The 15,711-nt window shown below is 37.0% G+C and carries 14 protein-coding genes; 2 read left to right on the top strand and 12 right to left on the bottom strand.

Translation table 11 applies throughout. From position 1 onward, the window contains the following. Nucleotides 1–16 precede the first annotated feature (16 nt). The 5 genes from NSQ66_RS26915 to NSQ66_RS26935 form a co-directional block, all read right to left on the bottom strand. The gene (locus tag NSQ66_RS26915; protein ID WP_076141926.1) at nucleotides 17–991 is read right to left on the bottom strand and encodes a phosphotransferase; all 975 of its coding nucleotides are present in this window, start codon (nucleotides 989–991) and stop codon (nucleotides 17–19) included. 249 nt (nucleotides 992–1,240) lie between these two features. Next, nucleotides 1,241–1,612: an iron chaperone gene (locus tag NSQ66_RS26920; protein ID WP_036681355.1), complete on the bottom strand. Its 372-nt coding sequence runs from the start codon at nucleotides 1,610–1,612 to the stop codon at nucleotides 1,241–1,243. 58 nt (nucleotides 1,613–1,670) lie between these two features. Next, entirely contained in the window at nucleotides 1,671–2,105 is a 435-nt protein-coding gene (locus tag NSQ66_RS26925; RefSeq protein ID WP_036681354.1) for a hypothetical protein, read from the bottom strand. Further along, nucleotides 2,089–2,307 (bottom strand): helix-turn-helix transcriptional regulator, encoded by a 219-nt coding sequence (locus NSQ66_RS26930; RefSeq protein ID WP_036681352.1) that lies wholly within the window; start codon nucleotides 2,305–2,307, stop codon nucleotides 2,089–2,091. Before NSQ66_RS26930 ends, NSQ66_RS26925 begins: the two co-directional genes overlap by 17 nt. A 471-nt stretch (nucleotides 2,308–2,778) precedes the next feature. Beyond that, on the bottom strand, nucleotides 2,779–3,267 hold the full coding sequence (locus NSQ66_RS26935; protein WP_036681350.1) for a DUF2199 domain-containing protein: 489 nt from the start codon (nucleotides 3,265–3,267) through the stop codon (nucleotides 2,779–2,781). 407 nt (nucleotides 3,268–3,674) lie between these two features. On the opposite strand from NSQ66_RS26935, the gene NSQ66_RS26940 reads away from it, so the two are divergent. Further along, nucleotides 3,675–4,703: a polysaccharide deacetylase family protein gene (locus NSQ66_RS26940; protein WP_051491189.1), complete on the top strand. Its 1,029-nt coding sequence runs from the start codon at nucleotides 3,675–3,677 to the stop codon at nucleotides 4,701–4,703. A gap of 176 nt (nucleotides 4,704–4,879) precedes the next feature. On the opposite strand, the gene NSQ66_RS26945 is transcribed toward NSQ66_RS26940, so the two are convergent. Together NSQ66_RS26945 and NSQ66_RS26950 are read right to left on the bottom strand one after the other, a co-directional pair. Continuing rightward, entirely contained in the window at nucleotides 4,880–5,284 is a 405-nt protein-coding gene (locus tag NSQ66_RS26945) for a GNAT family N-acetyltransferase (protein WP_038573410.1), read from the bottom strand. A 425-nt stretch (nucleotides 5,285–5,709) separates the two neighbouring features. Then, the gene (locus NSQ66_RS26950; protein ID WP_051491188.1) at nucleotides 5,710–6,504 is read right to left on the bottom strand and encodes a MerR family transcriptional regulator; all 795 of its coding nucleotides are present in this window, start codon (nucleotides 6,502–6,504) and stop codon (nucleotides 5,710–5,712) included. Nucleotides 6,505–6,760: 256 nt separating this feature from the next. Here NSQ66_RS26950 and NSQ66_RS26955 point away from each other — a divergent pair, with 256 nt between their 5' ends. Next, on the top strand, nucleotides 6,761–7,435 hold the full coding sequence (locus tag NSQ66_RS26955) for a DUF4097 family beta strand repeat-containing protein (RefSeq protein ID WP_036681346.1): 675 nt from the start codon (nucleotides 6,761–6,763) through the stop codon (nucleotides 7,433–7,435). A 631-nt stretch (nucleotides 7,436–8,066) separates the two neighbouring features. Here the strand turns inward: NSQ66_RS26955 and NSQ66_RS26960 are convergent. From NSQ66_RS26960 to NSQ66_RS26980, 5 genes are all read right to left on the bottom strand, one after another. Continuing rightward, nucleotides 8,067–9,911 (bottom strand): TnsD family Tn7-like transposition protein, encoded by a 1,845-nt coding sequence (locus NSQ66_RS26960; RefSeq protein WP_076141925.1) that lies wholly within the window; start codon nucleotides 9,909–9,911, stop codon nucleotides 8,067–8,069. A 15-nt stretch (nucleotides 9,912–9,926) separates the two neighbouring features. Continuing rightward, nucleotides 9,927–11,600, bottom strand: coding sequence for an ATP-binding protein (locus NSQ66_RS26965; protein ID WP_081390160.1), 1,674 nt, complete (start codon nucleotides 11,598–11,600; stop codon nucleotides 9,927–9,929). After that, a complete protein-coding gene (locus NSQ66_RS26970) occupies nucleotides 11,601–13,793 on the bottom strand; it encodes a Mu transposase C-terminal domain-containing protein (RefSeq protein ID WP_076141924.1) in 2,193 nt (730 codons plus the stop codon). After that, on the bottom strand, nucleotides 13,768–14,631 hold the full coding sequence (locus NSQ66_RS26975) for a TnsA endonuclease N-terminal domain-containing protein (RefSeq protein WP_076141923.1): 864 nt from the start codon (nucleotides 14,629–14,631) through the stop codon (nucleotides 13,768–13,770). The genes NSQ66_RS26970 and NSQ66_RS26975 overlap by 26 nt, the downstream gene beginning before the upstream one ends. A 400-nt stretch (nucleotides 14,632–15,031) precedes the next feature. Continuing rightward, nucleotides 15,032–15,496, bottom strand: coding sequence for a hypothetical protein (locus NSQ66_RS26980; RefSeq protein WP_076141922.1), 465 nt, complete (start codon nucleotides 15,494–15,496; stop codon nucleotides 15,032–15,034). Nucleotides 15,497–15,711: the final 215 nt, after the last annotated feature.

The following is a 15,711-nucleotide window of genomic DNA, read 5'->3' on the forward strand; positions in this document are numbered from 1 at the left end:
CGAGGGCCACTTCCTTTCAGACGAGATTCTTATAGGCGTTTATCGACTTCCATATAAGCTCCTCATCCTTAATTCCTTCATGAACAAATAACTTTATTGGAAAAAAGAGTCCTTCCATAATCGATAATCTAACGTCCTCCACAAATTGTGTGTACGTGTATGCGCTCCTGATTTTATTGTTAATTGAATGAAAATACAGATCAAAAATACGTGTAGTCTCGGCACTGCCATGAAACAAATCGTGGATAAATAACATAACGAGATCCTCCGTACAAAGCCCCACCTTCACAGCTTCAAGATCAATGATGCACGGCCTTGAACTGCTAAACATCGGATATAATAAATTGCCAACATTTAGATCACCATGAATGCATGTGGTATTTTGATATCTGGATATACGACTAATATGTTTCTGGGCATTTTCACGCAAGCTAAGTAAACTCTTCTCGTAAATACTAAACTGTTCTTCCCCAAGGTTATAAGTCTGGTGCTTTCTAAAAGCTAGATAATCTCTCTCCAAATACGAAATATGCTTTAAATAATGCTCTGTACTTTTCAAATGCTCGGGATGAGCTAACTCGCTTGTCCCCCAAGAAGCAGAATGAAACTGTACGATCACATCAATAATGTTTGCTAATTTATCAGAATCAATAGGTACTTCCCAGTCAGCTAAATTGGTATGTGTCGGGGTCAGATCTTCCATCAACAATATCCCCTCTTGTCCGACTGTATCATATTTATTAAAAAAGACTCTCGGAATAGATACATCCTTGGTATAGTAATGATTATAAATCATATTTTCATATGGAATATGATCTGACTTTGTGATTTTCTCTAATAACGACAAAACCTTATTGTCTTTCGTATACACTTCTATTTTATTGAGTGCTGCTCGATTGCGTATTTCTTGTTTTGTTCTTTTAATCTCAAGAATCTCAGGAACACCCTGACCTCTTAATAGCTCTAATAGTTGATCATCGTTTAGTAGCATTTTCATCCTCCAATCTGAATTGGCTCTCGCCTACAGTAGCCATTTGTCTCACTTCCATTTTTCAGCATTCATCAGGTTGAACTAACGTGTATAAATTCGCTTTCAACATTCCATCCACCTTCCAAAATATTGAATATTTCACGCTGAGAATTTAAATAAAAAAGACAAATCACGTATTAAAGTGACTTGTCCTCCGGTGCTTCCACATATAAATTTGCTTAAAATGAATTGAACGCTAAATAATACGTTTTATTTCCGCCAAAAAGTTGAACAGTCTGCCTTATCCAAAATATTAAACTCGATCATTTTTTCAAGTAATGAGAAATCAACTGGACTTTCCCATCGGATGCGTAATAACTGCTTGGTATGATCATAACCTGCCTGCACAATTTCATCAGAAAAACGATTAATTCCTGCAATTTCAGGGGCAACCGCCAAATGATGTTTGGATACACTGAAGCCAATAATAAAAGTCTCGTGATCGGTAAACATAGGCTGATTCCACGCAACTTTTGGCTTTAAATCAGTAAATTTTCCAGCTACCCAAGCCAAAACTTCTTCCATTCTTTCCCGATGTTGCGGGTTATCAATCTGCGCTAAATATTCTGCAAATACTTCCATGTCATTCTCTCCTAAAAAAATATTTTCGAATAGTCTATTTGATGTTACGTCATATCAACTACATTCTCTTAGCATAATAATTAAACAGGAAGATTCCTAAGGAGATTTGAAAAATAAAAACACCACATAACACAGTGACTACAGTTTGATCTACTCCCATTAAACTAAATACAACAGTTAGAGCCATTAGGATGTAAAAGTTAACAATATTAGTTTTCCAACCGGCTTTTTCTCTTATTCTTATTTTCCGTTCATCATTAGCCTCAATTTTACTCATTCTAACTTTCTCATCATTTTTTACTTTGTTCTGAGGCTTATTAAGCCATAACGAATACACCATATTTCCTACTCCAAGCACTGCAAGGACTGAACCCACACCAATGAGCAAACCGGAAATTCCTTTTAGCTTCTCGTCGATTAAAATAAATCCACCCATATAAACCATAATAGCACCTGCAATTGTTAAGAGCACCCATTTACTTGCCGTTTTCATTACCCAGCTCCTCCTCGTAAATGAAAATATCTTCAATACTCATTTCAAAAAATCGCGCAATTTTAAATGCAAGAATGATGGATGGATTATACCGGCCATTTTCAAGTGAACCAATCGTTTGCCTAGATACTTCCAATTTATCCGCTAGTTCTTCTTGTTTAATACCTTTTTCTTTTCTAATCTCTTCAAGCCTGTTTTTCAATATCTTACCCCCTGAAGCAATTATGGAAAGTTAACTTTCCGTAAGAATAACACATTGGAATGTGTATGTAAAGCTAACTTTCCATTAACTGAAATTGATTGCAATTTAACCCGTGATCTTTATAGGTGTAATAATTTAGGGCACGCCTTGTTGATACTACATCTGTAGAATTGGGCATGAAAAAACGCCACCCGTTAACTCCCTTATAGGAGTACGGGGTGACGCTGAGTGTTTCACGGGCGACAACTTATGAAAGAAAAGTTCAGTTAGCTTAGCCTGTTTCAAGAATATCCCATCCGAAAGTTTGCCTTTTGGATAAAAAAGTCCCGATGATTATTCACATCATCGGGACTAACCGTATCATTGTCAGCAGAAAATAAAGTCTTAGACTTAGCAGACCAAGGAGAGCGGCGTAGATATGATTTAGTAATCTGCCGGCAGCTTCTTCGACTATACATTCAAATTCTTCTCTTACTGACTATGATTTATTAAATGTGCAATTTCTTTAACTCTCCCCATTGTAATTCCTTCTCTTTGTTCAACTGCAAGTGGATGATTCGTTTGTTCTAATTCTATTAACGGAACAGCACCAACCTCTTGTGTATGTACCATTGTCTTTAACGATAATGTAGTTATTGGATATATTGAAAGTTCAGTCGATAACCAACCAAAATAAGGTTCTTCCGTCTCCCTTCCTTCTACGTGCAATAATTCATTAGACTTCAGAAAGTTTTCTTCACTAAGAGAAACCCAAACACTCCATATAAATTTCTCTTTGCTATCAATTATTGGTATTTCAATATGGCCTCTAATAAAGAAATGCTGTTCATCAATTACACAAAAATCTCTAATTAATTCTGTTCTCTTCTCTTCTGGTACAGTGTAAAAGTAATATGGTGCTTCACTTCCGTAACATAAAGGAAGTTCACTTAATTCGTTGTCACAATGAGGGCATTTCATGTTTTCTGCTCCTTATAGTTTCTCGCCGATTTCTTATAACGTCTTATTCGGGAACTTTGTGATAATTCCATCTTTTGAATATTCGCGAAATTACTGAGTTATCCTGCCCTTTACTTCTATAAAAAGGGCAACTCTGATCGGCTGAAAAACTGTCCAAGAATCCCTGTCACATTTTTGGGTGTCTGAAGCGTTATATATATATTAATGCAATCAGGATGTAGGGAGACTTAAACATTGAAACTAAACAAACTAAAACTAAAAAAATATTATATCCTCGTAATTTTATCGCTAATGGTCTGCTTGTCTGCTCTTCTTACGTATAAAACTATGTCTAAGCTGGAATCACCAGTGTTGACGGATACAAGATCACAACAGATGCCTATGTTCTGAATCCGGATCATGAATTTATGCTTGCTAAAGACGTAGCTGAGCAGGTTCTTAATGCCCGTATCGGCTGGGAGAAGCAGACTCCACTTCCCGAGGGCATTTACTACAAAGATCAGGTGGCGGTACTCATGTACCATCATCTCACAGAAGAATCGTTATCGCTTTATCCCGGTGTATTATCCGCAGAACAGTTTGATGAACAAATGCGGCTGCTGAAGCAGGAGGGCTTTCAGGTCATTACGATGGAGCAATACCGGCAGTTTATGCTGGAGAATGCTCCGGTTCCCGATAATGCAGTTCTGCTGACTTTTGATGATGGTTATGAGAGCTTTTATAAGCTGGCGTTTCCTATTCTGCAAAAGCATGGTTACACCGCAATTAACTTCATCATTGTTTCTGATGTTGATAACCCGGATGGGCGGAAGGTACCAAAACTGACCTGGGAGCAGATGAGGGAGATGAAACGTGCCGGAATGGGCTTCTATAATCATACGTACAATCTGCATTATTATGGCATTGTCGATGCAGAAGGAGGTACCCGTCCGTCGGCGAGTGCCTTGCTGTACATTGATGATGAGAACCGCAATGAGCTAAATGAAGAATACTACAGAAGGGTAACCGGGGACCTGGCTCTGGCGGAACGCAGGCTAAAGGAAGAGCTAGGCAATACGGATTCAGCTATTGCTTTTCCCTACGGTTCCTATAATGAAAAGCTGCTGGATGCAAGCGATTCGCTCGGAATCAAATTGAAATTCAATACCCGGGAGGGTTTAAGCTCCAGAACGAATCTGAACGCACCGCGGATTAACGAAGGGGACGAAACCCTCACCGCGGCTTTATCCATAGAACAGCTGAAGCATACTGAGCCGCTGATGGAGTTGACTGTGAATTCCAGAAAGGTCCCTCTTATCGGGACTCAGCCGCAGTTGAGGAATGGAAAATTGATGGTTCCGTTAGGCCCGCTAAGCAGATCACTGGGGATAGAGATGCATTACGACCACCGCAGCCGGACATTGAAACTGACACACAGCAGCTTGAACAAGGCTTGAGTGATAACTCAAATTTTGTACCATAGATATCAGAGGGAATACGAACGGTATCAAGCGAGTGATAATCGGACGCATGGAGGACTCTTTTACCCACGTGGCTGAAATCGTCAGATTCATAAAAAATAAGTATTAGACTGCCGCTGTTATTGTTCAATTATCGTGACCCGTTAGTTTAATCATATCAACTCTGAGATAAACATTGGTGTAGCTCCATCCTCTGTATTAAAGCCAAATTTATTATAGAAATCCACTGCATGCGGATAAGAAATTAATACTTTGGTTTTACACCCTTTATATCTATCAAGCATTATATTCATCATTTCCTTTCCTATACCTATACTCTGATAACTCGGATTAATAAGCATATAATGAAAATATACCGTTAAAACACCATCTGACAAAGCATTTATTAAACCGACAAGCTTTCCTCCTTCCCAAGCGGTAACAATTGAATGAGACCCTCCGATTGCTTGTAAAAGCTCGTTTGGATACTTGCCAGACTCCCATTCTACCGAAAGAAATAACTCTTGGAGTGCATCCTTAGTGATATCCTCTTTGCTTGAAGCGTAATAAATACTCACCCCTATACCTTCCTTTCATAAAACTAACTACGGCACAGCATCTGTTTTAAACTCCCATATTTCGATGGTTTTGCAATCCTTACGAAGCCATAAAATAATACCAACAAAGAAATTTCGGATTTATCAAAGTGAATAATCACTTTATTTACCTCAATATACTATTAAAAATATGTATAGAAAATGGATTAACTGAAGTGGAATTTGTATTTATTCACATTAGAGAATTCATGATAATACTTTTTTCACTTAAGCATACAAATCCTAAGAGGCATATAGTGTTAATCTGCCAGTTAGCTAAATAGATAACATTGAACAATAGTTAAATATTTAGCTAATCGGCGAAGTATAACGTTCTTGTCCTCAGCCTGGGGCAAGAAACGTGATTGCTTAATCAAAAAAAAGCCGCTAAATTAGCGACTTTTAATCTAACATGTGCTTTTCTTAATGAACAGTTGTATCTGATAATCCCACTGCAATATTCCAGTCACAATAATGTTATGAAGAACAAAATCTGGACACACATCGTATTCCGTCTTTGCCCTTTCAAGTAAATTTTGTAATACAGCATTCTTATTCTCTTCGGTACAGTTTGCACACAGATAGTCCCCTTCTGGTAGCACAGTTAACCCCTCTAAAGACGGATATTTCAAGCAAACAGCAAATAACCGTGTTATTCCTTCAGTCGTAAACATTCCCGCCATATCTTCAAACAGAAATTGTGAATGCAGAGAAGTCTCAATTTGTTGATAGAAATGTCTGTGATAGTCCCATAAATTCTTAAGTGTGGGGCTTTCCATTTTATTCGAAAACATAATTACCCTTTCCTCTATGTGTCTGACAAAGTAATTTTCACTTTGACTATAATCGTTGTGGAACTTATTTTCATAATGTAGATAGGCACGTTTAATTTTCGATTTTGCATACTGCAGACGAGCAATTTTATCGTCTGCTCTTTTTTCTGCCTGTTTTAGAAAATCAATTACTTTAGTGAGATCATTCTGCTGCAATATATCTTTAATATCCATTAAAGTAAGATCCATTGCTTTGAGCAGTTCAATGGTTTGCAGCTTTACGAGCTCCTGCTCGGAATAGTATCGATATCCCGACAATTCATCTTTATGGCATGGCTTGACTAATCCAATACGATCATAGTGCCGCAAGGTCTCACTGGTCATCTCTACGATTTCTGCTGCTTGCTTAATTGTAAAATAGTTGTTCATATTTACCCTCTTGACCTTTTTGTAACACAAAAGTTTATGATGATTAAAACATATGCGACTGATAAACGCAACGAAATACAAAAATGATCCGATCCAACTCTTGCAACATATTTGGGTAGACTTTTTCAAGATCATTATGTTCAACTCTAATGCTTAGTTGCATATCGCAATTTTTTTTGCAGAGCAGCTTAGGATTGGTATTCGTAGGACTGGCTATATTAAAAAGAAAAATGATTTAACAAAGGAGCATTTTATAATGAAAAGTACTGCAAAAAAATTACTAACTACTATAGGCATATTGGTGACACTATTGATATCATTGGCAGGATGCTCCTCCCACTCCACTTCCATGGAGGAAAAAAATTACATCATCCCTGCCCAAAAGATTGATACCTTAACAATTGATGTAAAGGACAAAAAAATAACTATCCTCCAATCTAAAGATGAACAAATTCATATTGTTTACTATGAAAGTGAGAAAGATTTTTACAAGATTGATCTATCTGATGATAAAGAACTATCAATGGTAAGTGACAGTAATAAGGAATGGAACGACTATATCGGAGGAAAAGGCTCGCAAGTAACCAGAACTATTCAGGTATGGATACCTGACGCAACTTTAAAAAATTTGACTTTAAAAACATCAAATGAAAGTATTGTATTACCAACAATCGCGTTTTTGGGGACAGTGGAAGTAAACATAAATAACGGAAATATCCAATTGGACAAATTGAATGCAGGGGCGGCTATAACCCTTGAAACAAAAAACGGAAATATTAGCGGTTCAATTCTAGGGTCATATGATGATTTCGCGATCTTAAGCAAGGTAAAGAAAGGAGATAGCAATTTGCCTGCCAATAAAGAGAATGGTTCAAAAAAATTATCTGCTTATACAAATAACGGAAATATTAACTTGCAATTTTCTGAGTAGCCAGTAGTTAAATATTAGCTCGTATGAAGTCAGATACAATATTGAAAGGGATAACCCCTGTTTCACTTTTGAAACTTCTGGCCTACCTCTTCGACTATTCCACCGGCCTATGACCGATACAATATCCCTCCCTCTTGTAATGGAAAATCACCTTGATAAAGTTGTTAATCCGACCCGTAAATCGATTATCTTATGATGTACCCGAGGGCCAAAATTAAGCTTGATCGTGAATTCCATCAAAATAAGGTATAAGCCGCATTACAGCGGCTTATACCTTCATGATTTTGTTTGACTGTTTTGAACCATCCTTTGGAACTGAATGTATCCGATGCATATAAAAAGTACTACTATCGATATAATTAAAATAATACCGTATATTGAATATTTAAACTTTCCTGCCAGTTAGCTTAATGAAGCATCTCAGTCTAATACTTTATTTTCTTTTGACAACAACTGTGTCCTCCAACAATAAAAGCGGGATATGGAGCCCCATGATACAAAAGCATTTATTTGAAGAGGACTCCGATGTTCAAACAATAAATATGGGAAATGATTTTATTTTCAACAAACAATAAAAGTGGGAAATGAAAGCCCAGAGAATTATAAAAGAGGGACAAAATCGTCCCTCCCTTTATTGATTTAATTGATTTATTACTTCATTATTAACCTCTTCAGAGAAAGACACTCCCAATCCAGCGATTCGTATGATCGATGAACGGTTCATCTTCTCACCATTTAAACGCAATTGCTCAGCTACATACTTAACTCTTCGGATCTGGAAATCTTCAACGGTCTCTGTATATAAACTTATCGTATATTTTGTACGAGGTAGTTTCTCCAAATTATTTTGTACAAGACCTGTCTTACCAATAAGCTTACCTAACGTATATTGAGTCACTCTAATAGGTTTTTGAATAGACATTAATAATTTTTTAGCGGCACATGATATTTCTTCAGCCAGATCCTTATCACGCTTTATCCAATCAACCCGATTATCCCCACCATACTTATCTCGACGAAGGAGTTTAGGAGAATTTTGATCCAACCATTGTCGATCGTTACGATACAACCAAATAAATTCACGGCTTGCAATTTTTCTAATTTCATTTTTTGACTTCGATGGATTTGCCCTCATAGTGCTCAACCATTGAGCGCGATACTTTTTAAGAATAGACTCTGAAGCGATCTCATCATGAAATGGATCTTCTGATATTGCATTCAATTTATCAAATTGTTTTTTTACGGTACGTCTATCGACATTCAATATCGTCGCTATTTTTGCATTACTTGTTTTTTCTTTCTTCATTTTTGTTAACTTTTCTAACCATACCGACCCAAATTCTTTAATTCTACCAATTCGGTAAACATCAGCTTCATCCTGGTCTGGACCAAGGCGTGCAAATATAAATCCACAAGAGCATTTGAATGTACCTACTGGTTTTCTTGTTTTGAAACACGCGGTAATCTCACAATCCACAATTACCTTTTCTTTATAATGATTTGCTGCTGGGTTTAGACATGCCCAGGGACCTTTACCAAACGGATGATATAAATCCTCATTGTAAAAAAACTTCTCAGGTGTCACGTTGAGACAATTCATAAGTAAAACATGCCTTAATGGGTGTGCAGGAGATCCTCTGAGCATTTTCGAGAGCCAATTATGATCTGTTTGAATAACAGAACACCCTATACGCTCTAGTAACTCACTACCATAATGCGTGTGCAAGTGATTCACGATATGTTTTTTAACGTTTCCCCCTGCCGTTAAGAAGCCCTTTTGAGCTAATTCACTATAATACTTTTTTTTAAGTTCTTCCTCCGAGAAATTGAGCATCCCGTTTTCCAAAATCCAATAAATGGATTTTGTCATTTCCCATTCTAAGTTACTTATATCATGATTTTCATGGCTATATTCTGATTTTTGTAAAACTCTTGTGATATCCTCAAATGCCTGAATTGATCTGTCTGAACTAAATCGAACAGCGCTGTCGACTAATCTACATTTATGAAATATGCATGCGAATATACCAGGAACTTGGTGGTGACGATGCCAATATGCCTCACCTACTCGTTCGTGATCCTCATTGATACATCTGGGACAAAAACGTAGGAATTCGGGGTTTTTCACTGTACTTGCCACCACTCCGAGTACATAATGAATAACTCCCTTTTTACCTTCTGAACCATTAATCATCATCTGTATCACTTTATCAGCTCTTGTCTTTGGTAAAAAAGGCCGAAAGAACGGATATAACGTATGCTTTTCAATAATTTGTTCAGGAGTGTACGCATCGCCAGGAAGTTGTTTACAAAAAAAATTAAGACCATTGGGAAAATCAATGGAAGCAGCACCTCTTTCTCCACCAAAAAGGTCTTTAAATGTCTGTTGTTGACTTGTGTTTCTGCTCCAAATATGATATCTGGCACATGCACTATAAAACAATTCATCTGAATGTAATGAAAAAAAAGGTAACATAATTGATCACCTCAGCTACTCAAAATTTTCTTTAATAACATTTGCATTTTTTAAGGATTCGTAAGAATCAACTCCATTAGAAATTCTTCGTAAATCATCATTTTTGTAATTCCCTACATTTGATCCTTTTTTTCTCACTTTACTATTTTTCTTATCCTTCAGTTCCTTAGCCAATTCCATTGCAGACATCATTAGCTCAAGTCCAATATCGTGATTTGCTTGATTATAGTCAACCGTTCTTTCCGCCGCTTCCCAAGCAATCGTTTCTTCGACGCCTAGATTAATCAGCCACTGAACAATTTTCAACTCAGGCGACATTTCATCCTCCAGTCTATTATTCACAACAACTTCTCGTTGGTTCTTAAGCGTGTTTAGAACACCTGCAATAGAAACCCTCTCCTGGTTCTTTACGAAAAGCTCTTCGAGATCAAGCATTTCAGGGTATACATCTTCATACCGTTCCAATGCTGCTAAATCACCAGATTTCATTGCATCTAAAACAGGACGTACCAACCTAAGGCTTTCCTTAGAAACTTCTCGAATAAGCGCTGGAGTTAATCTTTCATCATCTTGTCCAATTACACTCCATTGAGCAATCATATATAACTTCACAGCAATATCAGTGATGCCCTGTGACTCATTATAAAAAACTTCTATAAATTCAGAAGTTAATTTCGTAGGTACATTTGTCCACTGATAATCCCACAATACCTCTATAAAATGCTCCCATTGTTCATCCTGAACATAATTTGACCAGGTCATGTCACCTTGACCTGAAGCTCGTCTAGCATTCGAAAAAAGTTTCGTCAGTGGTCTCATTGCTCCATAAGTGCCGATTAACATAACGGGAACTCCTATTGAGTTAGTCAGCTCGGTAATAAAATCGAGCATCTTTTTCATTCCCCCACTGGCGGCGGATTTTAAACGCTGAATCTCATCAATAACAAGAACACCTAATCCAAAGTTTGCTGCTAAGAATGACATATCTGGAATCAAGTCCTCAGCGGATTTTTTAGATCTACAAAATTTTGAATAATAATTGGTACCTAATATAGCATCCACATATTGAAAAAATTGAAGAACTAATGCTTTCATTGATCCATCTCTAGGACACTCAAGCTTGACCCAAACTAATTGTTGTCTGATCAAATGGTTTCCATTGTAATTCACATGTTCAATAACTTGAGGATATAAGGATAAGACAGTCTCGATGGCAGTTGTCTTTCCAATCCCACTTGTCCCAATCAAGGCAAAACCCGCAGCAGAAGATCGGATTATGGGGAGTTTATCATCTGTCAATTGTTCTAATCCATCAAATGCTATCCTCATTTGTTTTATCCATTCAGAAGATAATGGATTTCGGGCAAAGTATCCATTACGAATCATTCGTGACATTCGCTGCTCCAAATCAAGCAACTTAGGCATCGGCTCAATAAAGTTCGAAGCGATTCGTTGTACTGCATGAAGCCTTTTATGTGGAGGCCATATCCGCTCTTGATTATTTATTGTAGGGTATCTACTCATTTCTATAGCTGCCTCTTCTAGCGTTTTTATAGGAGGTAAGGCTTCAATGAAAGCATTATGACAATAGTTGGGCTCATCAGAAGTATAATACTCGGCTTTAACTCTTTTCCCCATAAAGGAAGGTCTAGCATAAGGCAACATTTTTTCTTTTAATTCTGTAGACATTTATGCTTTCCCCCTCTTTTTCCTTAATATTTCCAGTACATTTTTTTCTTTGGAAACCTGGGGTTTCCACTCTCCGTGAGTCGGTTGAAGCGGTTTTTCAGCCATTGTTGACTTTTCTTCCCGCAAATCGAATACTTCTTCAAATCGATTGCGCTCCTTTTCATTCTGCCTTTCTTCGTGTGAAGTCTTTTCTCGTTGAGTTTTACTCATCGGATTATTTTTTAAAGCATTATCTTTTCGTACTTTTGCTCTTTTAGTGATATTTTCAATTCTTTCATCTCTTTTTGTTGTCGCTTGAACTTCATCGTGCAATTTTTTTTGGATTTTCTTCTGAGCAAAATGTTCCTCCACCTCTTCAAAACGAAGACCTTTGAATTTCTCGCTCCTTGGGAGTAACTCACAAGTTATGGGTTGTCCTTCTTCATCTATAAAGTAAACAACATCGGTCCATCTTCGATCATAGGAAATCTTGATGTTCCAACTCCCTCTGTGGTGAGAGAGTTCAAACCACCCTTCACTAATGGCTCTGGGGCAGCTATAATATAGATTTTTAAATTTTATACCTTCTCTTTGAACGGAAGCTGTTGCTTGAGGCAATAGATTCAGTTTAGCAAGGCGAGGATCAGCTTCTCGAAGACGACCTGACTCCGCTAAACCCCATCTCCACAATTGATCTGGCACTGGTAATACACCATCTTTTATCATCCCTTTTGTAAGCGGGTACTCATCTATAAAATGTGAATTATTGAAAGTCAAAATGGTATCGATCAAAATAGCCGTAAAGTCATTCAGCGTTAATATGGCATTTTTAGCAGGTTTTTGATCCCCTCTTTCTCTTCGTCTTCCCTGTGTGCTCCCTGCCAACCAGTGAATAACCTCCTCGTTTAAAAATCCAAAATCTCGTTCTACTACGGGTTTCCAATCAGGGCGGAAAGGCGCAGTATGTGAGGTGTGCATGTCAAAGGCATTCACTAGCATTGATGAGTAATTGCCAATAAATTCAGGTCCCCTATCAGTGATAATTTGATCGGGTATAAATGAAGCATTCCACGTATCCTCTGTTATTTCGATATCATATCTTTTACAGTAATCCACTTTGTTCTCAAATGCATTGGCGAGAGCCATCGCATACCCTTCCCAATTCGGGCCCTCCAGTCCGACATATAATCCTGCGATCTTTCGGCTAAACGTATCTGAAACGAGATAAAGAACAGGAGAACCAATAATAATGCGCGGATCAAGTTCACTAACTAACAGAATGTCAGCTATCGTAGAATCCACTTGATAAAGCTTTCCAGGCCCATCAGCCATTTTAGACACGTCATCTAAAACAGCTCGGTGTTTTGTATTGAAATTCTTCATTCCGTCTTTTCTCATCAGTGTTTTTTTAATGATTTCGTCCTTTCTTACCCAGTAAGTGAATTCGCGGAAGGTATATCGCTGACTTAATGGAGGTAAGACTGGTGTTTTTTCATCATTATTCACTTCATAACCTACGTTGAAATATTTCCTCAACATTTTTTCGTACGTTTTAATCAGCGGGAGTTTTTCTTGAATGTAGAACTTATCATACGCCAGCTTGAAAATTTTCACTGCTTCAGGCGTTACGTTCAGTCCATGGATACCATGTGAGACTTCGATATTAGACCTGCGCCCGCGTTTACCCTGTCGATCATTATATTTACTTTGACTTTTTTTGAGATCCGTTACGATGTTCCGTGTTTTTCCTTTACCTCCCTTATTTTTCTCTTCAGAGAAAAGCGCATTTTTAGTCATTCCACCTTTCCAATACCGACGTAAATATCTCAACACATCTTTATACTGCACATTCCATTTCTCTTGAATTTCCTTAATCATGATTCCTCGAAGTTTAGGATCATAAATGTCTGGTTCATCTGTAACAAGGTTTTCAATAAGCTTCCAGTAAAAATCTCGCTTCTCATACGCCTTATATGCGGTCGTAATATCGGGTAAATCCAGTCGCAGAAACGGATCTTGTGTTCGTTTGATTGCTAACCCATTTTCAAAAGCAGATTCAATTCTTTCAGTTTCTGTAACCTTAGGAAAACCATTTTGCTCATCAATAGGGTATACAATAACTTGATCGCCCGCTTGATTTATCCACAATATGCGCTCGAATCGACTCTCTTCCTCATCACCAATCCATTCAATTATAGAGTTGACTGTTAACATAGTTTTGGAACACACACCTTTGTATTTGATTAATATTCATTTCTCTAGAAATGTTTAGTGGAGCGGAGTAGTCGATTTTATTACTCATATTAATTTTCCAAACTCTCTTAGAAATGAAGTGCCTAATAATCCATACACTGGTCCCAACTTTCAAGTTGAATTTCTGATCAACTATTCCAGCCGCTTGTGGAAAAGCTGCTGTACTCATTTTCAGTTCCTTATATAAAACGGGTTCTATATCATGTAGTAACTCTGAGTTTACCTCGGGTGCATTTTTTAAATGATAAGCTTTATGGAACCAAGCAATATTACGAATCACATTCATATCCAATTGTTCTTCAGTTATAATCCCCCAGTCTACATCACGTTCCGTCCAAAACATCCTCTCAATTTCTAATTTTTCAATCGTTCTTTTTGTATTAAGCGTTTTTTTAGGCATCACAGATCTTGCGAATAATTTTGTGTTATATTCGTCCATTCGAACGTTTATTAAAAAATCAGTATGCATAACAGCAGGTGCTTTGTTTTTAATAATTACTGGATGCTTAATATTCAGGCGTTCTGAGATTGGTATTGTCTCCCTTGGCGATAATAGATATTTTTCACGAATATCACTCACTGAAAGGCTCCACTCTAAAGTATAAAAGTAATACAATTCTAAATTGGAAAGCAGATGATGTACTCTGTCCGTCTTCCAGCCCTTTATTTGATGGGACAATCCTAAAGAATGAATATCTCTTACCTGAATCCCTGGTTTGTATTTCTTCCCATAACCTTGCCCTTTACCGAGCTTGACCATCCTATCGTAACGTTCGTAGATCGATTTTTGTCTTCTCAAGCTTTTCCCTCCTCGCGCTGCGCCCTGTAATACCAGTTCTGTTCAGTGGACTCATTTCCATTTCATTGAATAGTTGGTTATGACGTAATCATAAACAGAAAAAGCCAAATGATCATTGCACAATATTTTGCACACCCTGTTTTCATCCGAAAATAGATAACAAGATAAATACTTGTATTTAAAATTTATTTTCATTCAAACTTACAGTTTTACCATAGAAGAATTATATATTTTATAAAGTAATTAGGTAATTTAAAAATTACTTTTAATCCGATTATTAGACATTTAAGGTAATTTCAATATTACATTATATTCAATTATTGACCACTATAGGTGATTTAAATACTACCTCCAACAAAAAAAGAAGCCCCAAGTCATTTTCGACTTGAGGCGCTTAAAACTACTTGTTGATTTCAAAGAAATTATTGAACCGAGATAAGTTATCGTAAAACTGTCCTTTATCACTATTCTTACAATGATCAATACAATTAAAAAATAAGGCCTTTAACCCCGTACGAATTTGTTCATCCTTTAAGTGTTCAATAATTTCAGGAGGTAACGTGCGATCATTGGTCACATGGATCAACAACTCTCGCCATGATTGCGGAAAATTAACTTTTTTCTTTTGTAATGCGTTCAAGGCTCCTCCTGGAGCCAGTTCTTCAAAGGTAAGCAAGTATGCTTCCAGATAATCGCTTGAAGGTTTGATTCCATTAATAAATGCTTTCACACGGTCTTCAAGTACCGAGGGTTTCACATCTTTTCCATATGTATGTAATAGTAAATCCCTCAACCTAATCAAAAATTCATCAAGTTCTTCTTTAGTCAAATACTCAAGAGAGTCGCGGACGTTTTGGATTAACATATCTCACCCCGTAACTATTTTAGAAACCGTCAGAAAACGTATTTAGATTCTATAAAATAACATATATATAAATTCTAAATTCTTGGTTAATAACCCTTTTTTTCGTTTTATTTATTTTGAAAATATGTTTTCCCTCTTGGTCTCCTATAAGATTGGCCTTCTCAATCAGATAATGATTGCATCAAATCTAAAAACGATTCATACGTTTATATCAT

The sequence above is a fragment of the Paenibacillus sp. FSL H3-0329 genome (genome assembly GCF_037963285.1).
In the GTDB taxonomy this organism is placed as follows: domain Bacteria; phylum Bacillota; class Bacilli; order Paenibacillales; family Paenibacillaceae; genus Paenibacillus_AQ; species Paenibacillus_AQ odorifer.